15 protein-coding genes and 1 pseudogene are annotated in these 22,449 nt (G+C 41.2%); 12 read left to right on the forward strand and 4 right to left on the reverse strand.

Annotated features, from left to right (window positions below):
• Together KO530_RS22295 and KO530_RS17070 are read right to left on the reverse strand one after the other, a co-directional pair.
• Positions 1–326: pseudogene (locus KO530_RS22295) on the reverse strand (hypothetical protein); the annotation flags it as partial.
• Between the two features lie 126 nt (positions 327–452).
• A complete protein-coding gene (locus tag KO530_RS17070; RefSeq protein WP_216049669.1) occupies positions 453–599 on the reverse strand; it encodes a hypothetical protein in 147 nt (48 codons plus the stop codon).
• Between the two features lie 235 nt (positions 600–834).
• Between KO530_RS17070 and KO530_RS17075 the strand changes: the two genes are divergently transcribed.
• Together KO530_RS17075 and KO530_RS17080 are read left to right on the forward strand one after the other, a co-directional pair.
• A complete protein-coding gene (locus tag KO530_RS17075; protein ID WP_216049670.1) occupies positions 835–2,655 on the forward strand; it encodes a DUF885 domain-containing protein in 1,821 nt (606 codons plus the stop codon).
• Positions 2,656–2,849: 194 nt separating this feature from the next.
• Positions 2,850–4,253, forward strand: a complete 1,404-nt coding sequence (locus tag KO530_RS17080) for a GntP family permease (RefSeq protein ID WP_252729343.1) — start codon at positions 2,850–2,852, stop codon at positions 4,251–4,253.
• A 19-nt stretch (positions 4,254–4,272) separates the two neighbouring features.
• Here KO530_RS17080 and KO530_RS17085 read toward each other — a convergent pair whose 3' ends face one another.
• On the reverse strand, positions 4,273–4,836 hold the full coding sequence (locus KO530_RS17085) for a GNAT family N-acetyltransferase (protein ID WP_216049671.1): 564 nt from the start codon (positions 4,834–4,836) through the stop codon (positions 4,273–4,275).
• Positions 4,837–4,979: 143 nt separating this feature from the next.
• Positions 4,980–6,806, reverse strand: coding sequence for a translational GTPase TypA (gene typA, locus KO530_RS17090; protein ID WP_216049672.1), 1,827 nt, complete (start codon positions 6,804–6,806; stop codon positions 4,980–4,982).
• A gap of 543 nt (positions 6,807–7,349) precedes the next feature.
• On the opposite strand from typA, the gene KO530_RS17095 reads away from it, so the two are divergent.
• The 10 genes from KO530_RS17095 to KO530_RS17140 all read left to right on the forward strand — a co-directional run bounded on the left by KO530_RS17095 (position 7,350) and on the right by KO530_RS17140 (position 22,441).
• Positions 7,350–8,816 (forward strand): NarK family nitrate/nitrite MFS transporter, encoded by a 1,467-nt coding sequence (locus KO530_RS17095; protein WP_216049673.1) that lies wholly within the window; start codon positions 7,350–7,352, stop codon positions 8,814–8,816.
• Positions 8,817–8,850: 34 nt separating this feature from the next.
• Positions 8,851–10,578: a bifunctional protein-serine/threonine kinase/phosphatase gene (locus KO530_RS17100; RefSeq protein WP_216049674.1), complete on the forward strand. Its 1,728-nt coding sequence runs from the start codon at positions 8,851–8,853 to the stop codon at positions 10,576–10,578.
• Positions 10,579–10,892: 314 nt separating this feature from the next.
• A complete protein-coding gene (gene nirB, locus KO530_RS17105; protein ID WP_216049675.1) occupies positions 10,893–13,493 on the forward strand; it encodes a nitrite reductase large subunit NirB in 2,601 nt (866 codons plus the stop codon).
• 6 nt (positions 13,494–13,499) lie between these two features.
• On the forward strand, positions 13,500–13,847 hold the full coding sequence (gene nirD, locus KO530_RS17110; protein WP_216049676.1) for a nitrite reductase small subunit NirD: 348 nt from the start codon (positions 13,500–13,502) through the stop codon (positions 13,845–13,847).
• Positions 13,848–16,670: a nitrate reductase gene (locus tag KO530_RS17115; protein ID WP_216049677.1), complete on the forward strand. Its 2,823-nt coding sequence runs from the start codon at positions 13,848–13,850 to the stop codon at positions 16,668–16,670.
• Positions 16,671–16,750: 80 nt separating this feature from the next.
• Entirely contained in the window at positions 16,751–17,800 is a 1,050-nt protein-coding gene (locus KO530_RS17120; protein WP_216049678.1) for a glycosyl transferase family protein, read from the forward strand.
• Positions 17,801–17,972: 172 nt separating this feature from the next.
• On the forward strand, positions 17,973–18,587 hold the full coding sequence (locus tag KO530_RS17125) for an ANTAR domain-containing response regulator (protein WP_303501211.1): 615 nt from the start codon (positions 17,973–17,975) through the stop codon (positions 18,585–18,587).
• 8 nt (positions 18,588–18,595) lie between these two features.
• Entirely contained in the window at positions 18,596–19,684 is a 1,089-nt protein-coding gene (locus KO530_RS17130; protein ID WP_216049680.1) for a CmpA/NrtA family ABC transporter substrate-binding protein, read from the forward strand.
• Positions 19,685–20,074: 390 nt separating this feature from the next.
• Positions 20,075–21,418: a CmpA/NrtA family ABC transporter substrate-binding protein gene (locus KO530_RS17135; protein ID WP_216049743.1), complete on the forward strand. Its 1,344-nt coding sequence runs from the start codon at positions 20,075–20,077 to the stop codon at positions 21,416–21,418.
• Positions 21,419–21,538: 120 nt separating this feature from the next.
• Positions 21,539–22,441 carry an ABC transporter permease gene (locus tag KO530_RS17140; protein ID WP_436792308.1) on the forward strand — a complete coding sequence of 301 codons (903 nt, stop codon included), beginning with the start codon at positions 21,539–21,541 and terminating at the stop codon, positions 22,439–22,441.
• Positions 22,442–22,449: the final 8 nt, after the last annotated feature.

Below are 22,449 nucleotides of genomic sequence, written 5' to 3' on the forward strand. Positions count from 1 at the left end.
GCTCTTAACATCACAAAGTTGTAGTTGTACACCGTTGACCAGTCAATATGAATTAACGGATGTTTTTCCGTGATAAACAAGTTTTGTATGATTTGATAATAGCGAGGAATAACCCGGTGTAGTCGAGGATTTCCCAACAGTCGGTCAATCCGTTTAATACTGTGCTTTTCAATGCCACCAGTGTCACAAGCCGCATTTCTTCCCATCGCTGTTAAGGTTAATTCAGAGCCATTTATGAGGCTTTTAGCAGCGGCAAACAGTGAGGTGGTAATACGCGGATCTAAAACGTTTGAATCTAAGGTAAATAAATCTGATAATAGCTTCATAGTGCTTGAGTTTGGTTATTTTTGTTTTGTGGTGAAATATATAATACCAAATTTCAAGCACTTACTTCTTTTTACTGTGGGGATTCTTCAGGCTTTAGCCCGTGGAATAAGCCATGTCTGTCCACGTTAAAGAGGCTGTCGTGCGGCTGGGCGGAACTGCGTTCCTAAAGATACCAGCCTTACCCCTGTGGCTATCTCCAGTGCAGCATCCATGCTGCCCGTTCCGTCGCTTAACGCTTCTGCGAAGCTAAAAACAACCGACTCCACCCCCATGTGAGAGCCAAAAGATGCTCAACTCTGTAGCACGGGCTTCAGCCCGTGGCATCTTGATATGAAATCTGGGTTCTTTTAACCCAAATAACTGCTTCTATCTTGCTCAAAACTTATGACAATGGTTGTTACACTTTTCATGGGGGCATTTGTCACCTGAAGTGAAATTTTGTTTCCATAAAAATAATTACTTTGTCATAGTTGGAGTGGGAAATAAAAAATAACAAATGGAAAAATAATGAAAAAGTTTTTTAAATGGACTGGTCTGCTGCTTCTGACTGTTACTTTGTTTGGAGGGGCGTTAGGAGCCCATGAGTGGTATGCGAAAAAGCCTTTGTTCTTTCGCGCTTTTTTAGATCGTACTTTAATTAAGTTTGCCTTAGATAACCCAGAAATATTAACCAGTATTGGTGTTCTAGATGGTATGGGCTTTAAAGGTCACAATGCTGAATTAAATGATGACAGCTTGGAAAAGGCTGATGAAATGTTCGTACTTATGAAAGAGGTACGTGAAGGTTTGTTAGCTTATTCAGATAATTCTTTGGATGAATCACAACGATTATCAAAAGAAATTGCTCTTTACCTGATAGATGGGCAGATAGAGTCTGAACCATATCGTTTTCACAATTATCCTGTAAACCAATTGTTTGGGCTACAAAGTCAGTTTCCAAGCTTCATGGATTCAACACATCAAGTAAACGAGCTTGAAGATGCTCAAAATTATATATCTAGACTAAAAAAGGCAGACGTTAAATTTGCGCAAAATATGGAGGGTTTAATTGTTCGAGAGCAAAATAATATTATACCGCCTAGTTTTGTGATCGACCGAGTGCTCTCTGAAATGCAAGCTTTTGTGGATTCACCCGCTGAAGAAAACATATTATATACTTCCTTACAGGGCAAAATTGATAAAGCTGCAAATTTTTCCAATGCAGATAAATCACAAGTACTAAAAGATGCGGCAGAAGCTATTAACCAACATGTCTATCCCGCCTATCAATCATATATTGATTATTTTGAAAAGCTACAAAACAAAGCTGGTACAGACGATGGTTTATGGCGTTTAGAAGGCGGTGATATTGCATACAAACAAGCTTTAGAGTTTTTTACCACTACTAACTATAGTGCTGACTACATACATGAGACCGGCTTGTCTGAGGTGGAACGCATTCAGCAACAAATACTAACGATCTTAGGATCAGAAGGGTTTGACGTTACCGATGGTTTCACTACTGCAATTGAATCATTAAAAAATGATGAACGTTTCTACTATCCTGATACTGATGAAGGTCGTGCTCAGATACTAGCCGACTACCAGACTATCCTTGATGAAATTAACCAGTCAATGGGAGAAGTATTCAATGTTCTGCCTAAAGCTGGCATGGAAGTTAAGCGCATACCAGAATTTAAAGAAAAAACAGCACCAGGTGCATATTACCAACGGCCATCTATGGATGGGTCTAGACCGGGCGTCTTCTACGCTAATTTGTATGATATTAAAGCTACGCCTAAATACGGTATGCGCACTTTAGCTTATCATGAAGGTATTCCAGGCCATCACTTTCAGGTAAGTATTTCTATGGAGCTAAAGGGGTTACCTATTTTCAGAACCTTATCGCCATTTACCGCTTATGCTGAAGGTTGGGCATTATATGCCGAGCGTCTAGCTTGGGAATTAGGATTTGAAGATGACCCGTACGATAATATTGGTCGTTTACAAGCTGAGTTATTTAGAGCTGTTCGTTTAGTGGTAGATACCGGAATTCATGCTAAAAGATGGACGCGAGAAGAAGCGATAGAGTATATGGCGAACAATACTGGGATCGCACAAAGTGATGTTGTCTCAGAAATAGAAAGATATATAGTCATGCCAGGTCAGGCAACCTCTTATAAAGTGGGCATGATGAAAATCCTAGAGTTACGAGAAAAGGCTAAATTGGAGTTAGGTGATAAGTTTAAGTTAGCGGATTATCATGACGTCGTACTTAAAAATGGCGCAGTTCCATTGGATATATTAGAACGTCTAGTTAACGACTATATCCAAAGTAAAGCGAACTAATTTACATCGAACTACATAGCTAGATAGAAAATACTTTGTGAAGAAGTAAAGCAGCTCCTAAACAAAGTGTTTTCTAATTCAAAGTCAGTGTCGGACTTAAGATTTTTATTATTCTGAGATCTTTTTGCAGTCTAATAAATTGAAAATCGAAAGCGAAACTTGAAATAAACCTGTTTATTGTGACAAGGTAGCGCATGACACAATGGTTGGTTTTTTGGTATATGGATATATTAGCGCCCGCTCAATCCTCAGTTTATTTGCTAACAGTCGCAGTCCTTTCAGTTCTAACGCTATTAATTCTCATTGTTAAATTTCGAATTCACGCTTTCATAGCGTTGATTCTAGTAAGCATAGTTACAGCAATCGCCGCCGGTATACCATCTGAAAAACTACTTTCAACACTAACCCAAGGTTTTGGTGGGACATTAGCGTCTATCGCGTTATTGGTTGGTTTGGGGGCCATGATTGGGAAAATCCTTGAGCATAGTGGTGGTGCAACGATTTTGGCGGACACATTAATAACTCGGTTCGGCGAGAAAAGAGCGCCTTTAGCTTTAGGTATTGCATCTCTTTTGTTTGGTTTTCCGATCTTTTTTGATGCCGGTCTAATAGTGTTAATGCCGATTATCTTTAGTGTGGCAAAACGTTTCTCTGGATCTCTATTAGTCTACGCGCTGCCCTGCGCTGGCGCATTTGCAGTAATGCATGCTTTTGTACCGCCTCATCCAGGACCTGTAGCTGCATCCGGATTTTTAGGAGCTGATATTGGGCTTCTTCTCATTGTAGGTTTAGTAATTGCGATACCAACCTGGTATTTAGGCGCATATCTGTTTGCTTTGTATTGTGGAAAAAAGTTTCATATTCCTGTTGATAACGACTTATTTGGACAAAACACGCCAGCAGACAATAGTTCATACCCAAGATTTAGCACAGTACTGTTCATATTATTGTTGCCGGTTGTTTTAATTTCGTTTAATACCGTTTTAAGTACTTTAATAGTCGCAGGCTTAATAAATAGTGAGCACCAACTTTCTCATGTGTTTATCATTATAGGGCAGACACCTATTGCTTTACTTATCACCCTGCTTAGTTGCTTAATTATATTTTCAAAGCAGTACGGTGCAGAAAAATTAGAGCAATTATGCGCAGAGTCATTAGCACCTATATGCGCAATAATCTTAGTAACAGGTGCAGGAGGAATGTTTGGTGGTGTGCTAAGAGCCAGTGGGATTGGAGATTCACTCGCCTCCATATTAGCTGATACGGGTATGCCATTAATAGTCGCTGCTTTTTTAATTGCAGCCAGTTTGAGAGTGGCCCAAGGATCGGCAACTGTCGCCCTAACTACCACCGCTGCATTAGTTGCGCCTATTGTCACTGTAGCCCCTGATTTAAGCTCCTTAGATTTATGCTTTATTGTTATTTCAATCGCCGGTGGTTCAACAGTGCTTTCGCATTTTAATGACTCAGGTTTTTGGCTAGTGAGTCGTCTTTTAAACATGGATGTGAAAACAACACTTAAAACCTGGACCGTGATGGAAACGCTGCTAGGGACTATCGCATTTCTTTTCGCTTGGATATTGAGTTTGATTTTTTAGCCCAAGAATTATCATGGCTTTAATTATCAGGGCGATCTTCACGCAATAGACCGTACATATTCATATCGTGGAAATCGTCGTTCCAATAACATTTTCCGCGCAATGTACCCTCTAATTTAAACCCTAGTTTGGTTAGCAATGAGCCTGAAGGAATGTTTGAAGGCAAAGCCAAAGCTTCTATTCGATGCACGTAGAAATGGAAATCAGGGGAAAATACAAAGTCAACAACTCGTTTTACGGCTTCACTAGCAAACCCTTTTCCCCAATTTCTCTGACTAATTTCGTATCCGATAACGGCACTATGGTCATACTTATTCCAATGGGTAAAGCCACAAGAACCAATATATTCACCACTTTGCTTACTGCGAATCGCCCAGCGAATACCACTGTCGCTAGTGAATCTTGAATCAAAATACTCTACTAACCTATCGGCTTCTTGAATGTTTTTAAACAATTCAACGTCATAATGTTCCACAACTTTAGGGTCTGAAAAGACCTCAAAAATAGATTGCCTGTCCAATTTAGTTAATTGATCTAATCTAAGTCGTTGTGTTTCAAATACTGGGAAGGTTCTATTTTGCATTCATTATGTCTAAGTGGTTAGAAAATCTGGTAGTTATTATTAACTATATACAGGAATATGCAACGCAGTCGGCCTAGTACTTAAAACGTTTGATACAAAAAAGCCGACATAATCAGCCGGCTTTTTTAAGTATTAACTAACTACTATGATTCTTTACTGCGACCAGCGCGTTTTCTTTCATTTTCAGTTAGTAATTTTTTACGGATACGGATGCTAACAGGAGTCACTTCTACCAATTCATCGTTATCGATAAACTCAAGAGCTTGCTCTAGAGACATTTTAATTGGCGGAACTAGTGTTTGTGCTTCATCAGTACCAGATGCACGAACGTTAGTTAATTGCTTACCTTTAAGTGCGTTTACCGTCAGGTCGTTATCACGACTGTGAATACCGATAACCATACCTTCATAAACTTCTACACCGTGACCGATAAATAAACGACCACGTTCTTGAAGGTTAAATAAAGCATTGGTTAATGCTTTACCTGTTGCATTGGCAATCAATACGCCATTCTTACGTTGACCAATTGAGCCACCTTTATGCGGTCCGTAATGATCGAATGTGTGATAAATCAAACCTGAGCCCGAAGTCATCGTCATAAAGTCAGTTTGGAATCCAATTAATCCGCGGCTAGGGATCATAAAGTCCATACGAATACGTCCTTTTCCATCAGGAGACATATTAGTAAGTTCACCTTTACGAAGTCCAATTTGTTCCATCACTGAACCTTGATGCTCTTCTTCAGCATCAATAGTTAATGTTTCAAATGGTTCGTGAATTTCGCCATCAATTTCTCTCAAAATTACTTCAGGGCGAGAAACCGCTAATTCGTAACCTTCACGACGCATATTTTCAATCAATATACCCAAATGTAGCTCACCACGTCCTGAAACACGGAATTTATCCGGATCTTCAGTTTCTTCTACTTTTAACGCTACGTTATGAATTAACTCATTTTGTAAACGCTCAAGAATATTACGAGAAGTAACGTACTTACCTTCTTTACCCGCAAATGGAGAAGTATTAACTTGGAAAGTCATGGTTACTGTAGGTTCATCTACAGATAACTGCGGTAAAGCTTCTACAGCATTTGGATCACAAATGGTGTCAGAGATTTTCAACTCGCCTAAACCGGTAATTGCAATGATGTCACCAGCTTGTGCTGAATCAACTTCATGTCTTTGTAAACCAAGGTAACCTTGTACCTGGCCTACTTTACCGTTGCGCTTAGTGCCATCAGCCATAACAATAGTGACTTGCTGATTTGGTTTAACTGCACCGCGAGTTACGCGACCAACCCCGATAACACCTACATATGAGTTGTAATCAAGTTGAGAAATCTGCATTTGGAACGGGCCTTCAGGATCTGCATCAGGCGCTTCTACTACATCAACGATTGTTTGGAACAAATCCGTCATGTCTTCAGCTTGCTTGTCTGCTTCTCTTGTTGCCCAACCATTAAGTGCTGATGCATAAACTACTTGGAAGTCTAACTGATCATCAGTTGCGCCAAGGTTATCGAACAAGTCAAATACTTGATCCATTACCCAATCAGGACGAGCACCTGGTTTGTCAATTTTATTGATTACTACGATTGGCTTCAAACCTTGAGCGAAAGCTTTTTGTGTCACAAAACGAGTTTGCGGCATTGGACCTTCTTGGGCATCTACTAATAGAAGTACAGAATCAGCCATCGACATAACACGCTCTACTTCACCACCGAAGTCGGCGTGTCCAGGAGTGTCAACGATATTAATACGGTAATCATTCCAGTTAATTGCTGTGTTTTTTGCAAGTATGGTAATTCCACGTTCTTTTTCAATATCGTTAGAATCCATAACGCGCTCTTCAGCTTCGCCTCGGCTTTCCAAGGTGCCTGACTGTTGCAACAACTTGTCAACCAAGGTTGTTTTTCCATGGTCAACGTGCGCAATAATTGCAATGTTTCTTAATTTACTAATATCTTTCATTTTGTTCGGTAAGCCTGTACTTTTAAATATGCTCTCGGATTGCCATTAATACCCAATTCTATTCACTGGGATTGCCGAGGGTTACGTTTGGGCGCGGATTATACAGGTAAATAATGAGCAGCGCCCTATTTATTTGTGATATTGAGCAAGTAACTGCCCCTTCCCCCTACTTATCTTAGGTATTTGTAAATTCGCTGTGGCTTAATCTTAGAAATCCACCTGTCGATACAAGCATTTAAAATCACCTAAACCGTGCGCTGTTGCACCAAAACGAATAGTAAGCTCTCTTTTGATATAACTTGTTTTACAATTAAGTATTTGAATTTATGAGATTAAATTTGTTTTTCATTGTTGGATTGATTATTGCTTGGTTAACTAAAACGCAAAAATACAGATCTATTGCGAAACCAACAAATTAACGTCATCTACAAAGTTGTCTGATGAACGTTAGGCAATGAAGCCCGCACAATTTTCCGATAATTGGAAAGTTGAGTGGGTTTTTTTTTGTTCAATGAAAGGTTAAACCTGTTAGGCGAAATAAAAATGAATGCGGAAAAATTTAATCTAGTGTCTTTTACCGGCAAAATGAAAACCTTGCATCTATCTTGGATGGCTTTTTTTATCACCTTTGTAGTTTGGTTTAACATGGCGCCACTCAAAGAAGCTATCGTCGACGGCGTAGGATTAACATTAAGTGAATGGAAAACACTGTTAATCATCAACGTTGCCTTAACCATACCTGCTAGAGTGTTAATTGGTTCATTAACCGACAAGTTTGGGCCAAGGCTGGTGTATTCTGCATTGCTGGCTATTTGTGCTATCCCCTGTTTTGCGTTTGCCCTAGCCAATAGCTTCGAACAATTGTTAATTGCCCGGTTTGCCATGGGATGTATTGGTGCTGGTTTCGTTGTTGGTATTCGCATGGTGAGTGAGTGGTTTCCTCCGAAAGAGTTGGGTACCGCAGAAGGCGTATATGGTGGTTGGGGGAACTTCGGTTCAGCCGCAGCGGCTTTTTCATTACCCACCATTGCATTGCTGTTCGGAGGCGAGGATGGATGGCGTTATGCCATTGGTATTACTGGTGTTTTGAGTTTGATTTTTAGTGTTATTTATTACAAAAACACCACAGACACACCCAAAGGTTCAACTTATTTTCGTCCCAAAAACCTTGGCGGATTAGAAGTCACTAGTGTCAAAGATTTCTATTTTTTATTAGTTATGAAAACGCCAATGTATTTGGCCTTAGCTTTACTTAACTGGAAGCTTTCACCAAATGGCGTTTCTTTATTAAGCCACGACGTGGTAACCCTGTTGTATTTGAGTCTTGTCGCACTCTATATATTTGACGTATATAAAACCTATCAAGTAAATAAAGATATTTTTGTTACTCCTGTACCTGATATTCACAAGTATGAATTTAAACAAGTTGCAGTGCTGAATATATTGTACTTTGCCACTTTTGGTTCTGAATTAGCTGTGGTTTCGATGTTACCGGCATTTTTTGCCGATACATTCACATTAAATATGGCGACTGCCGGACTATTAGCAGGTATGTATGCATTTATGAATTTAATGTCTCGGCCTGGCGGTGGGTTAATTTCTGACAAATTTGGTCGTAAACCAACATTGTTGATTCTTACCGCAGGCTTAGCTCTGGGATATTTTGCAATGAGTTTTATTGATGCTACGTGGCCAATCTGGTTAGCTGTTGTGGTCGTCATGGCATGTTCCTTCTTTGTGCAATCTGGTGAAGGCGCGGTTTTTGCTGTGGTTCCTCTGATTAAACGTCGCCTAACTGGACAAATTGCGGGTATGACAGGGGCCTATGGTAACGTTGGTGCCGTTGTATATTTAACGGTTTACTCTCTTGTCGACACGTCAACCTTCTTCATTGTGATTGCTTCTACGGCTGTGTTGGGCTTCGTAGCATTACTGTTTATGAAAGAGCCTAGCGGCACAATTACTGAAGTCAGAGAAGATGGTAGTGTCGAACTGATAAACGTCACATAATATGAATCGTTCTATTTAATTCAGGTATTTTAGCTTGGAAAAACTTCACCTTGAATTTGGTGGTTATTCAACGGCTGGTGTGAAAACGGAAAATCAGGATGCGTTTGCAGCCTGGTTGCCAGTGGGTGCTGAATTAACGAGTAAAGGAGCTGTCGCAACCATCGCTGACGGTGTTAGCTCGTGCAGCAGGGCAAAAGAAGCCGCTATAACCTGCGCTACTAATTTCATACAGGATTACCGTCAAACCCCAGAAACGTGGACGGTAAAAAGGGCCGCTACGCAAGTTTTACAAGGTTTGAATCGTTGGTGCGCAGGCCAACATGAGTATGCTTTAGGTGACCATAGTCAAATGGTCACTACTTTTAGCGCATTAATCTTCAAGTCTACCACTGGTTTCCTATTTCATGCTGGCGATAGTCGAATTTGTCGACTGCAGCAGGGGGATTTTGAGCAACTTTCTACCGATCATCATGCTCGGTTTGGCAACAAAAAAGTATTAAGTCGTGCCATTGGTATTGAAGCTAATCTCGATGTGGATTTTTGTACTTTTGAGCTCAACAAAGATGACCTTTTTATCTTGTCAACCGACGGTGTGCATGAGTTTATTAGTTCAAAACAAATACAGCTGCTACTCAATCAATGGTTGGCAGAACCAAAAATTGATTTAGAAAACCTCGCCAGAAGCATCGTTGAATTAGCGATTGAAGCCGGTAGTGACGACAATCTAAGTTGTTTGTTGGTTAAAGTTGCTGAACTGCCTCATGCCGACATCAACGAATATCATCGTCAACTTACTCGATTAGCGATGCCGCCTGCGCTAAAAGAGGGGATGAAGCTTGAGGGATATCGGGTACTGGAACAGGTTTTCAATGGCACACGAAGTAGCTTGTATAAAGTTATTAAGGAAGACACGCAAGAACTGTTTTGTTTAAAAACCCCTTCTCAATATTTTGTTGATGATCCCAACTATTTAAGCGGTTTTTTACGAGAAGAGTGGATAGGTCAAAAACTCCAACACGTAAATATTATGCGCATAAACCCGCGTCCAGATAACGCTAAATTTATGTATCACATTTGTGAGTTTATTGAAGGGCAAACTTTGCGCCAATGGCTGCTAGATAATCCGTCTGCATCCATTGTTGAAGTCAGAAGTATAATGAAGCAGCTAATAGCAGCACTTCGCATTTTTCAACGACAAGATATGGTTCATCGTGATATTAAACCGGAAAATGTGATGATTACCAAAACGGGCGAGGTTAAGTTAATCGATTTCGGTACGGTTTATGTTGGTGCAATGGCGGAAACTCAAGCTTTGCAAGAAGAGAGTGTACCTGTGGGGTCGGTGAACTATATCGCTCCAGAATATCTACTCAATAATCAATTCGATTTTCGCTCTGACTTATTTTCTGTGGCTGTCGTGTGTTTCGAAATGTTGACCGGACATTTGCCCTTTAAAGCATTTACCCCTCAATCAACAACAAAGTTAAGTGTTGATAATTGGCAGTATATTTCATTAAGGAAGTTTAGACCTGACTTGCCACAATGGTTAGATATCGCATTGGCAAAAGGTTTGGCAATTAATCCAGAGCAGCGTTATCAGGCGTTTTCGGAATTTTTTACGGATTTGTCCAAACCAAATACCACTATGCTGAGTCAAATTCAGCATCAGCCGCTAATTCAACGAAACCCACTGCGTTTATTTAAATTTATTGCCTTGGTTGAGTTCATTATCATTCTGCTCTTACTAAGTTATTTTACCTAAAAATAATATAAATTCCTTTGATGGTTATGCCCTATTTTAGTTAAAAGTTGCACCAAGAAACGGCACTAGCTGACATTAATCTGGGCTTTAAATAAACTATATTATTGATAATTATAGAATTAATTTTTTGGCCTAATAAATGCTTATCTATGTTCAGAGGTAGATTGCTGCATTTTGATTCGCTCAATCTATTACACAAAATTCAATAGCTAGCCATGGCGGTTAGTTATACCCGGCAACGAAGCCCGCAGTATCTGTTTAGCAGATACTGCGGGCTTTTTTCGTTTCTGGGGTTAATAAATTAGAGGCATATTATGACCACAAATGAACATTTAACTCGCATTGTCGTAGTCGGAAACGGAATGGTAGGACACCATTTTGTTGAGCAGCTTATTCAACAAAGTGAAGAGGTATACGGCAAAAATCGTTTTCATATTACGGTGTTATCTGCTGAACCTCGATTGGCATACGACCGTGTTCATTTATCAGAGTATTTTTCTGGCAAAACAGCGGATGAACTCTCTTTAACGAGTGCAGAACATTATCAGCAACTTGGAGTTAATTTTCAGGTTAACGCACGAGTTAATAACATCGACAAACAAGCCAAAACAGTGACTACTGAAAACGCTGAAGTCTTAACTTATGACAAGTTGATTTTAGCCACTGGCTCTTTTCCATTTGTGCCGCCAATTCCTGGCAATGATCAACCTCATTGCCTTGTTTACAGAACCATTGAAGACTTGGAAGCCATTAGTGCTTCTGCTCAAGTAAGCAAAGTTGGTGTAGTTGTTGGTGGCGGTTTGTTGGGGTTAGAAGCGGCTAATGCCCTTAAACAAGCTGGATTGAAAACCCATGTTGTGGAGTTTGCCCCACAATTAATGGCTGTCCAAGTAGACACTGGCGGTGGCCGTGTACTGAAGGACAAAATTGAAGATCTAGGGGTTGAAGTACATACTCAAAAAGCTACGCAAAGTATTGAAGCTGGCGATAGCTGTCGCTACAGAATGGTATTCGCAGACGGTGAAATCCTCGAAACCGATATGATCCTATTTTCTGCCGGAATTCGTCCCCAAGACAAGTTAGCTCGAGAATTTGGCATCGAGATCGGTGAGCGCGGCGGAATTGTAGTTAACGATCACTGTTTGACCAGCGACCCGGATATTTATGCCATTGGCGAATGTGCCCTTTGGAACAATTTTATTTTTGGTTTAGTCGCACCCGGTTACACCATGGCCAGAGCCGCAGCCAGTAATATTGTTGGTGGGGATGTGTTATTTGAAGGTGCTGACATGAGCACTAAATTAAAACTGATGGGGGTCGAAGTTGGCTCTATCGGTGATGCTCACGCCAGAGAGCATGGCGCATTAACCTACACTTATGAAGATCAAGTTACAGGCGTTTACAAAAAAATCGTTGTCAATGCTGACACCAACAAGTTAACTGGTTCTGTATTAGTAGGTGATACCAGTGATTACGATACTTTATTGCAATATGCGTTAAATGAAATTGATTTACCTGAATTCCCAGAAAGCTTAATTTTACCCTCATTCGGTGAAGGCGCTCCCACTTTAGGAGCTGATGCGCTTCCTGATACGGCAACAATTTGTTCATGTCACAACGTTACTAAAGGTGACATTGTCGCCAGCCTTGATGCTGGGGCTTGCGATTTAGCCGCTGTTAAAAGCTGCACTAAAGCCAGTACCGGATGCGGAGGTTGTGCAGCATTGCTTAAGTCGGTTACAGACAATGAGCTTGAAAAACGAGGCGTGGAAGTTAAGAAGGATATTTGTGAGCATTTTGCTTATTCACGTCAAGAGTTGTTCCATATGGTTCAAGTGGGCCAAATCAAAACCTTCGATGAATTATTGGAAAAACACGGTACCGGCTTAGGTTGTGAAATTTGTAAACCAGCAGCAGCTTCTATTTTGGCGTCTATCTGGAATGACTTTATTCTGGAAACGCCCCATGTCACTTTGCAAGATACCAACGACACTTATTTGGCCAACATGCAAAAGAACGGCACTTATTCGGTGGTTCCGCGTATCGCTGGTGGAGAAATAACCCCTGATAAACTCATTGTGCTTGGCCAAGTAGCGAAAAAATATAATTTGTACACTAAGGTGACCGGCGGACAACGAATTGACTTATTCGGTGCCAGAGTTGAACAACTTCCTCTTATTTGGGAAGAACTAATTGATGCAGGTTTTGAAACCGGTCACGCTTACGCCAAATCTCTTCGAACCGTTAAGTCATGTGTTGGCAGCACTTGGTGTCGCTACGGAGTACAAGATTCAGTTGGTCAGGCTATTGATATCGAAAACCGCTACAAAGGCCTACGCTCACCCCATAAATTGAAAATCGGCGTATCTGGCTGTACCCGCGAATGTGCCGAAGCGCAAAGTAAAGATATCGGTATTATCGCCACAGAAAACGGTTGGAATCTATATGTTTGCGGTAATGGTGGAATGAAACCACGACACGCCGACCTATTCGCTACTGATTTGGATACCGAAACGTTAATTAAATACATCGACAGGGTCTTGATGTTTTATGTGCGCACTGCAGACAGATTGCAGCGAACCTCTGTATGGATGGAAAATATGGAAGGTGGGCTTGATTATCTTAAAGAGGTAGTGATTAACGACTCACTGGGACTCGGTGCTGAACTCGAACAGCAAATGCAACACGTCGTCGATAGTTATCAATGTGAATGGAAGACGGCCATAACAGCAGAAAACTCTCGCAAACGCTTCCGTCAATTTGTGAATAGCGAAAAAACTGATAGCAACATTATCTTTGTGGAAGAGCGTGAGCAGATTCGTCCAGCAACAGAAACTGAAGTTGATAAAATTTTAGGCACAGTGAAGCCGGTTGTTGAAACTGCTTCATCTATCAATATCGTAGAAGTGGAGTAAGGAATTATGAGCATGAGTGATAATTGGATTAACGTGTGTGAACCTAACGACTTGGTTGATAATTCCGGTGTATGTGCCCTAGTCAACGACGTACAAGTGGCAATATTCAAAATTTGTCAGGGCGATAAACTAAGTCTTTATGCCGTGAGTAATTGGGATCCTATCGGTAAAGCTAATGTCATGTACCGAGGTTTAGTGGGCTCTGTATCCAATGAACCTTTTGTCGCGTCACCATTGTATAAGCAGCGTTTTAAACTTATCTCTGGAGAGTGTATAGATGACGAAAGCGTAAAAATTGCGGTTTATCCAGCACGTATTGTTGATCAACAAGTCCAGCTTCAATTAGTGAATTAAATGAGTGCTCATATTCCGCGTAGTTCAATAGTTGCGACCGAAAACGATCGAGCTTTTGATTGTCAACCATCGCCAACACTGGCAAAAACCACATGTCCTTATTGTGGTGTCGGTTGTGGTGTCGACGTTCAGGTCGAGAAACCTGCCGACGGCGGGGAGTATCGATTAAACCAAGTGAATGGCTCCTCTGATCATCCGGCTAATTTTGGACGGTTATGTGTTAAAGGCAGTAAACTTCTAGAAACTAATGGCCTTGAAGGACGTTTATTGAGTCCTAAAATCCAAGGTCAAGATGTCGATTGGCAACAAGCTACACAGCATGTCGCTAACAAATTTAGGCAAATTATTGCTGAGCACGGACCCGGTGCTGTTGCCTTCTACGTCTCAGGTCAATTATTGACAGAAGATTACTATGTCGCCAACAAATTAATGAAAGGCTACATTGGTACCGCAAATATCGATACCAATTCACGTTTGTGCATGTCATCAGCCGTATCTGCATATAAGCGTGCGTTTGGCGCAGATGCAGTACCGTGCAATTATGAAGATTTAGAGCTTGCTGATCTTATTGTTTTTATTGGCTCTAATGCTGCTTGGACGCACCCCGTTCTATTTCAACGAATAGAACGTGCCAAAAAGCTAAATCCAGCAATGAAGATTGTCACTATTGATCCTCGCCAAACTGGCACTGGCGAGATTGCTGATCTCCACTTGGCAATAAAATCAGGTACAGACACCGCGTTATTTAATGGTTTATTACATTACTTAAAGCAGCATAACAAGCTAGATCAAAATTATATCGATGCTAATACAGAAGGTTTTGATGCAGCTTTAGACTGTGCAAAACAATGGACATTAGAAAAGGTCGCGCAAGTTTGTGATATCCCTTTAATCGACGTTGCCAAGTTTTATACTTTATTCGCAGATTCAGATAAAGCTGTATCGGCCTATACTATGGGAGTAAATCAGTCCAGCTCTGGCACCGATAAAGCTAACAGCATCATTAATTGTCATCTAGCCAGTGGCAAGTTGGGACGAGAAGGTTGTGGTCCGTTTTCCCTCACAGGACAGCCAAACGCAATGGGCGGCAGGGAAGTGGGCGGCTTGGCCAATATGCTCGCCGCGCATATGGACATCGATAATCCGCAGCATCAACAAATCGTACAATCTTATTGGCAATCGCCAGCTATTCCAAAAACTATTGGCTTGAAAGCTGTAGATATGTTCGACGAGGTGCATAAAGGCAATATTAAGGCGATTTGGATCATGGCAACAAATCCCATGGTGAGCATGCCAAATCGAGGAAAAATAGCTAGCGCTTTGCAAAAATGTGAGTTTGTAGTGGTGTCTGATTGTGTGGCAAAAAATGACACACTAGCGATGGCCGATGTCGTGCTACCTGCTACAGGTTGGTCAGAAAAAAATGGCACAGTCACCAATTCAGAGCGGCGTATTTCTCGACAGCGGGGCATTTTATCTGCGCCAGGACTTGCCAAGCATGATTGGCAGATTATTTGTGACGTTGCTAAAGCTATGGGATTCGAACAAGGTTTTAACTATCTCAACCCATCCGAAATATTTCGTGAACACGCAGGTTTAACCGCTTATAAAAATCATGGACTCAGGGCCCTCGACTTGTCGGCTTTGAAGCACATAAGTGAAAAAGAATATGACAGATTAAAGCCGGTTCAATGGCCGATTAATGCAAACAATCGCTCTGGCACTCAACGACTATTTACCGATGGGCAGTTCTATACTGCGTCTAAAAAGGCACAATTTATTGCACTGCAACCTAAAGCCCCCGAAGTAGCTACCAGTGCGGACTTTCCATTTGTTTTAAATAGTGGTCGTATTAGAGATCAATGGCATACCATGACTCGTACTGGAAAAACAGCCGAATTGACTGGCCACATTGACCGCGCTTTTGTGCATATGCACCCCCTTGATGCCAAACAAAATGGAATATGTGATGGAGATTTCCTAGAAATAACCTCTGCCATTTCGCAAAAGCACGCACAAACTGAGCAACATAAAAAAGTCATAATGCCGGTTAAACTGCAGCCACAACAACGAACAGGGGAGTTGTTTGCGCCTATTCATTGGAGTGGCACTAATTCATCCTCTTCCGCTATCGCAGCTCTCTACTCTGATGCTTCAGATGCGGTTTCTGGCCAGCCCGAATTAAAACATTCTGCGGTGAATGTGAAGTTGTGTAACTATCCACTGCATGGTCAACTATTTACTCGAAAAAAGCTAGACCATAGGTTGTTGAATCAAGTCGCCGAATATTGGAGCGAAATTGCTATCGATCAGGGGTATTTAGTTTATTTTGCTTCAGATAATGCTGAAATGGTCTCTGAATTGCAGGTTAACTTACCATTATGCACAGAGTGGTTTTCTTCCCGGCAAAAAACGGAGCTGGGCGACAAAAGAAATATTTTCGCACTCCGCGATGGTGGTTTAGATTTAGCTCTATTTTGGGACTCCAATGCCCCGCAAATGGATGTTAATTGGATAAATAGTTTGTTGCAGCAAACGGCGTTACTAGATGAACAGAAATCGGCGTTATTGAGGGCTACACCGGATCCAGCGTTCGCTCAAGGTCGATTGATATGTAGCTGCTTCAAAGTCGGAGAAAACACCATTGTAGAGGCAATAAAGCAGGGCTGTAATTCGGTAGATAAATTAGGTGATGAACTAAAATGTGGTACTAACTGTGGTTCCTGTAAAACAGAGCTTAAGCAATTAGTTAAAAGCCATACTTATGAGGGAAATATAACTATTCTCGATGCTGAACTTAAACCTTTGCAAACCGGAACATAAAATGTATTTTATGCATCTAAATTTTAGCTCCTTGCTATCCCAGCTCGCAACGCAATAGTCGACTAAGGTACATTACTCGAATGAACGAAAATCAGGAATTTAAACATTTTATCCGGATCATTGGCAGAGGCCAGAGAGCAGGGCGTACCTTAACTCAACAAGAAGCATTTGATGCTATGACGATGGTAATCGAAGAACGTGTGACGCCTGAGCAAAAAGGGGCTTTTCTTATGTTACTGCGAGTGAGAGAGGAGACGCCAGAGGAGTTAGCTGGTTTTACCCAAGCATTTCGACAACATACTATTGCTGGCTTAGATTCACTACATGTAGATTTAGACATGGGTTGTTACGCTGGGAAAAGACGACAGTTACCTTGGTTTTTATTGGCGGTTTTAGTATTGGCTCAACAAGGGAAACGAATTTTTCTACACGGCACTAATGAGCCGGACTCTAAACGATTATATTTGAATGAAGTGATGCCACATTTAGGTTTCAGTGTCGCAACTTCAACTCAAATGGTTGCCGAACAACTTGCCACCCTTGGATTTAGTTATATGGAATTGGAACAAGTGAATCCGCAGTTGGATAAAATAATTCAGTTACGGGCTCAATTTGGACTTCGTTCCTGCGCTAACACCTTAGCGAGAATTCTTAATCCGTCGAAAGCTAACTTTAGTTTACAAGGGGTGTTTCATCGTCAAGTAGATGAAAAACATCGTCTAACCGCGGCGTTATTAGAAGATCCAAATATGTTGTGTTTTAGAGGCGAAGGAGGCGAAATTGAATTTAATCCCGAGCGCGACGTTGCCTTACATATTTGCCGAAATACCGAACATAAAGTGATTAACGTTGAGGCATTTAACGAAAGCAGAATGACGAAACCACGACAACTCATTGCTAGTGAATTAATTGAGTTCTGGGAAGGTAAAGAAAATACTTATGCCCATGATGCAGTGATTGGAACGCTCAGTATTATGCTGGTGCTTATGGAAGACCTTGATTGGTCAGAGGCCTTGAATCAAGCGAAAGCTTTGTGGTCAATGCGCAATAAAGTATGGTCAGCAACGAGCCTGCAAAAAACAGTTGAAAATCCGTTATTTGATACAACCGGTAAACACTACGCTCATTAGTTTTGCACTCAGTTGGTGCGGTTGCACGGTTATTACATAAGTTTATGTGATTTAATTAGATGAATAATTGTAAGTAATTGAATATCTTGGTTATATATTTATGGTGTGGAGATTGCTCTTCCTTCGCTTACCGATAGTAACCTCTTCAATTCAGAGCTGGAAATGAGTTTTGGTGAGTAATAAAGACAAAAAAAATGTAGCTCACAGCGCGAAGAACTTACGGATTCTGCTAATCGACGAAAATACACATCGAGCAGACTTGGTAACCGCAGCGCTGGGAAATTCTCGCTATGAAATTAGTCATTTAGCTAGTCCATCCGGCACTTTATTAAAGCAAGTAGACCAGTTGCAGCCGGATATTATCGTTATTGATATTGAGTCACCTAGTCGTGATATTCTGGAAAGCCTGCACACTATTAAAAATATTGATCCCAAACCTGTTGTGATGTTTTCTAGTGAAGAAGACACAGACACCATCAACCAGAGCATTGAATCTGGTGTTAGTGCATATGTGGTGGGGGATCTCGAACCCCATCGAGTGAAACCTATCTTAGATGCCGCTGTGGCTAGATTTCGAGAATTCCAAAAATTAAAAACCGAATTAATCGACACCAAACAGCAACTTACCTCTCGAAAGAATATTGACCAGGCTAAACGTATACTAATGAAAAATAAAAATATCAGTGAAGATCAAGCGTTCCATACCATGCGAAAAACGGCTATGGATACCGGTCAAAAGCTAGATGATGTGGCCAAGACCATCATTTCGATGTTTAACTCGTTGTAAAGCAAATCATGATTAAACCTGAAAAAACAAAATTAACCCTCGGATTTAGCCCCCTTACCGATTGCGCTCCTTTTGTAGTGGCAAAAAATCTCGGTTACTTCGAAAATTGGGGATTAGACGTTACTCTGCAAAAACAAAATTCTTGGGCGACGTTACGGGATAAATTACATGCAGGGATCTTGGATGCGGCACAAATGCTCGCCCCAATGCCCATTGCCAGCACTTTAGGTTTGGGAGTCTCACCCATTCATGTGGTGACACCCATGGTGTTAAGTCAAAATGGGAATGGCATTACATTGTCTGAAGCCTTGATTGAAGAAGTATTGGCGGTTAACAAAATCTTTCAATTGGCATTTCCCCTGGACGCTAAATTACTAAAAAACGTGATTGATTATCGCGTTCAAGAAAACAAAGACAAACTGTCTTTTGCGACTGTGTTTCCGTATAGCTGTCATCATTATCAACTTAAAGACTGGTTGCTCAGTGGCGGGATCAGCTTTGACGATGTGAACATCAGCGTGGTCCCACCAATTAATATGGTCGATTCCATGTTAAATGGCGACATCGATGGTTTTTGTGTTGGCGGCCCATGGAACGCAAAAGCTGTGCGTGGTAATTGCGGGGTGACAGTAGTTACTTCATCCGATATATGGCAAGACTCTCCAGAAAAAGTCCTCGGATTTCTGTCTTCTTTTGTCGAAAGCAAACCGAATACTGTTCTTGCAATTTGTGCAGCCCTAAAACAAGCCTGCAATTGGTTAGACTCTGTACCTAATCGTTTTGAAACCGCAGTGATGATGAGTCAAGAAGGATTCTTAGGGGAACCTTTGGAGATAATTACCCCATCTCTTTTAGGCAGTTGTTTAACCCAAGCTAAGCTTTCTCCACGCTCAGTGCCTTCTTATAATCAATTTTCAACTACAGTCGATGGGAATGATGTGAACAACCCTGATGTTGAGTATGGACAATGGTTATTGCAGAAAATGAAAAGTAGCGGTCAAATTGCTGACAATATAAACACTAAAGGGTGTATTGAAGGTATTTATCGTAGTGATATTTATCGCCAAATCGCGCCTCTTTTAAATGCTCTTGGTTAGTGCCAATACTAAAAAAGTGCGAGGAAAGCACTTTTATGAGGCAATTTCATAGTGCAATTTGCACTACTATGGCTTTTGAGCAGTGATACACAAACCATAGTATTTCATAAGTTATTGATAAATATAAAAAATTAAAGTTGGCATCAGTAATGCTTAGTAACGCTCGTGACAATAGCTTAAAGCAATAATAATAACCTAAGCGTTGTCCATCTAATATAATGTCACCTGACTGCAGAGTTGCAGTTATTTGATACGGCAAAGTAGCCCACGTGAACTTCAAGTTTTTGGAGTTGACGTGGGTTTTTTTTTGGAAAAAATTCGGAGTAGATTATGTCTTTAACAAAATGGTCGGGTGCAGTTATCAAGTTGGTATCATCGATTCGAAAAACCATGATTTTGGCCCCTATCGCCGTGGTGATTGGCAGCACAAGTTTGCATGCTCAGGAAGTGGGTTACCCAGAAAAAGAAGAACTGAAATTTGGATTCATTAAGTTAACTGATATGGCGCCGCTCGCCATAGCCTACGAAAAGCGATTTTTCGAGGATGAAGGGTTATATGTCACTTTAGAAGCGCAAGCAAATTGGAAAGTTTTGCTCGACAGAGTCATTGATGGACAATTGGACGGCGCGCATATGTTAGCGGGTCAGCCATTAGGGGCGACTATCGGCTTTGGTACTCAAGCCGATATTATTACTGCTTTCAGTATGGATTTAAATGGCAACGCCATTACTGTTTCCAATGACATTTGGAAACAAATGAAACCCCATATTCCCCATGAAAATGGTAAACCTGTGCATCCGATTAAAGCCGATGCTTTGAAGCCGGTAATTGATGGTTTTAAAAATGCCGGTAAACCTTTCAACATGGGGATGGTATTCCCCGTATCCACGCACAACTATGAGCTTCGTTATTGGTTAGCTGCCGGTAATATTCACCCTGGTTATTATGCGCCCCATAAAGGCGACACCAGTGGGCAGATTAACGCAGACGCTTTACTTTCGGTAACGCCTCCACCACAAATGCCTGCCACAATGGAAGCTGGAACAATTGAAGGATATTGCGTTGGCGAACCTTGGAATCAACAGGCTGTTTTTAAAGGTATTGGTGTTCCGGTAGTAACTGATTATGAGATTTGGAAAAACAATCCTGAGAAAGTCTTTGGTGTAAGTAAAAAATGGGCTGAGGAAAATCCGAATACTCATATCCGCGTGGTTAAAGCGATGATTCGCGCAGCCATATGGTTAGATGAAAACAATAATGCGAACCGCCCTGAAGCTGTCAAAATTCTAGCCAAGAGTGCTTATGTTGGTGCCGACGCTGAAGTAATTGCAAACAGTATGGTAGGTACTTTTGAATATGAAAAAGGCGACAAGCGAGAGGTGCCTGATTTCAATGTTTTCTTCCGTTACAACGCGACTTATCCATTCTACAGTGATGCCATATGGTACTTAACTCAAATGCGTCGTTGGGGCCAAATTAGCGAGCAAAAACCTGACTCTTGGTACAAAGATATTGCTAAGCAAGTGTATCGCCCAGACATTTACGCGCAAGCTGCAAAAGCCCTAATCGCTGAAGGCAAAGCATCAGCGAAAGACTTCCCTGAGTTTGCCACTGAAACAGGCTACAAACCGGCTCAGAAACACTTTATCGACAATATTGTGTATGACGGAACTCAGCCAAATGCTTATTTGGATAAATTCAACATTGGATTAAAAGGCAGCACTAAGCTCTAGGGCTTAAGTGATTTGACCTGACGGAGAAAGAAAATGTCGAAACAAGCAGCTATTCCTATGCTAACTGAGAAGCAAACTAGCGTTGATTTAGCAAAGCTAACAGGGTTATTAAAAACGATTATGTTGCCATTAATCGGATTGGTGTTGTTTATTGGCTTATGGAACGCTATGGCGAAAAATATTGATACCTCACTGGGGCAGTTTCCTGGCACCGCAGCTGTTTGGGAGCAAGCTACTGTGTTAGTCGATGAGCATTATGCGCAGAAAAATAAAGCCACTGAATTTTATGAACGACAACAAAAGCGCAATGCTGAACGGGTAGCGAAGGATCCCACCTATCAACCAAAAATCCGTGCTTTTACTGGCGCTCCAACGTTCTTTCAACAAATTTGGACTAGCCTTTATACGGTCATGGTTGGCTTTATTATGGCGTCGTTAATTGCGGTTCCATTAGGCATACTGTGCGGTTTAAGCAAATCTTCTTATGCGGCAATAAACCCTTTAATACAGCTATTCAAGCCGATTTCCCCCCTTGCGTGGCTGCCGCTAGTTACTATGGTGGTAAGTGCCGCATATGTGTCGGATGACCCTATGTTCTCAAAGTCTTTTATTACCTCTGCTGCAACAGTGGCGCTGTGTTGTTTATGGCCGACCTTGATTAATACTGCAGTAGGCGTGTCGAGTATTGATAAGGACTTAATCAATGTAAGTAAAGTACTGAGATTAAATCCCATACAGCATGTCTTGAAAATTGTTATGCCTTCCTCTATCCCTGCTATTTTTACTGGCTTGCGTCTTTCTCTGGGAATTGGCTGGATGGTTTTGATTGCCGCAGAGATGTTGGCGCAAAATCCGGGACTTGGAAAGTTTGTTTGGGATGAATTTCAAAATGGTAGTTCTGAATCTTTGGCTCGTATTATGGTTGCGGTACTCACTATTGGAATCATAGGTTTCATACTCGATCGATTAATGTTGCAGCTTCAGAAATGGGTAAGTTGGGACAAGTCAGCGACCTTACGCTAAAGAGGAAA

Origin of the sequence: Aliiglaciecola lipolytica (genome assembly GCF_018860635.1) — a bacterium.
Lineage (GTDB): Bacteria > Pseudomonadota > Gammaproteobacteria > Enterobacterales > Alteromonadaceae > Aliiglaciecola > Aliiglaciecola lipolytica_A.

What these genes read in the sequence shown, in the direction of transcription:
- nirD (WP_216049676.1), top strand. Translation starts at nt 13,500, where the DNA reads ATGAGCATGAGTGATAATTGGATTAACGTGTGTGAACCTAACGACTTG.
- KO530_RS17140 (WP_436792308.1), top strand. Translation starts at nt 21,539, where the DNA reads ATGTTGCCATTAATCGGATTGGTGTTGTTTATTGGCTTATGGAACGCT.
- typA (WP_216049672.1), bottom strand. Translation starts at nt 6,806, where the DNA reads ATGAAAGATATTAGTAAATTAAGAAACATTGCAATTATTGCGCACGTT.
- KO530_RS17080 (WP_252729343.1), top strand. Translation starts at nt 2,850, where the DNA reads ATGACACAATGGTTGGTTTTTTGGTATATGGATATATTAGCGCCCGCT.
- KO530_RS17085 (WP_216049671.1), bottom strand. Translation starts at nt 4,836, where the DNA reads ATGCAAAATAGAACCTTCCCAGTATTTGAAACACAACGACTTAGATTA.
- KO530_RS17070 (WP_216049669.1), bottom strand. Translation starts at nt 599, where the DNA reads ATGGGGGTGGAGTCGGTTGTTTTTAGCTTCGCAGAAGCGTTAAGCGAC.
- KO530_RS17120 (WP_216049678.1), top strand. Translation starts at nt 16,751, where the DNA reads ATGAACGAAAATCAGGAATTTAAACATTTTATCCGGATCATTGGCAGA.
- KO530_RS17095 (WP_216049673.1), top strand. Translation starts at nt 7,350, where the DNA reads ATGAATGCGGAAAAATTTAATCTAGTGTCTTTTACCGGCAAAATGAAA.
- KO530_RS17135 (WP_216049743.1), top strand. Translation starts at nt 20,075, where the DNA reads ATGATTTTGGCCCCTATCGCCGTGGTGATTGGCAGCACAAGTTTGCAT.
- KO530_RS17130 (WP_216049680.1), top strand. Translation starts at nt 18,596, where the DNA reads ATGATTAAACCTGAAAAAACAAAATTAACCCTCGGATTTAGCCCCCTT.
- nirB (WP_216049675.1), top strand. Translation starts at nt 10,893, where the DNA reads ATGACCACAAATGAACATTTAACTCGCATTGTCGTAGTCGGAAACGGA.
- KO530_RS17075 (WP_216049670.1), top strand. Translation starts at nt 835, where the DNA reads ATGAAAAAGTTTTTTAAATGGACTGGTCTGCTGCTTCTGACTGTTACT.
- KO530_RS17115 (WP_216049677.1), top strand. Translation starts at nt 13,848, where the DNA reads ATGAGTGCTCATATTCCGCGTAGTTCAATAGTTGCGACCGAAAACGAT.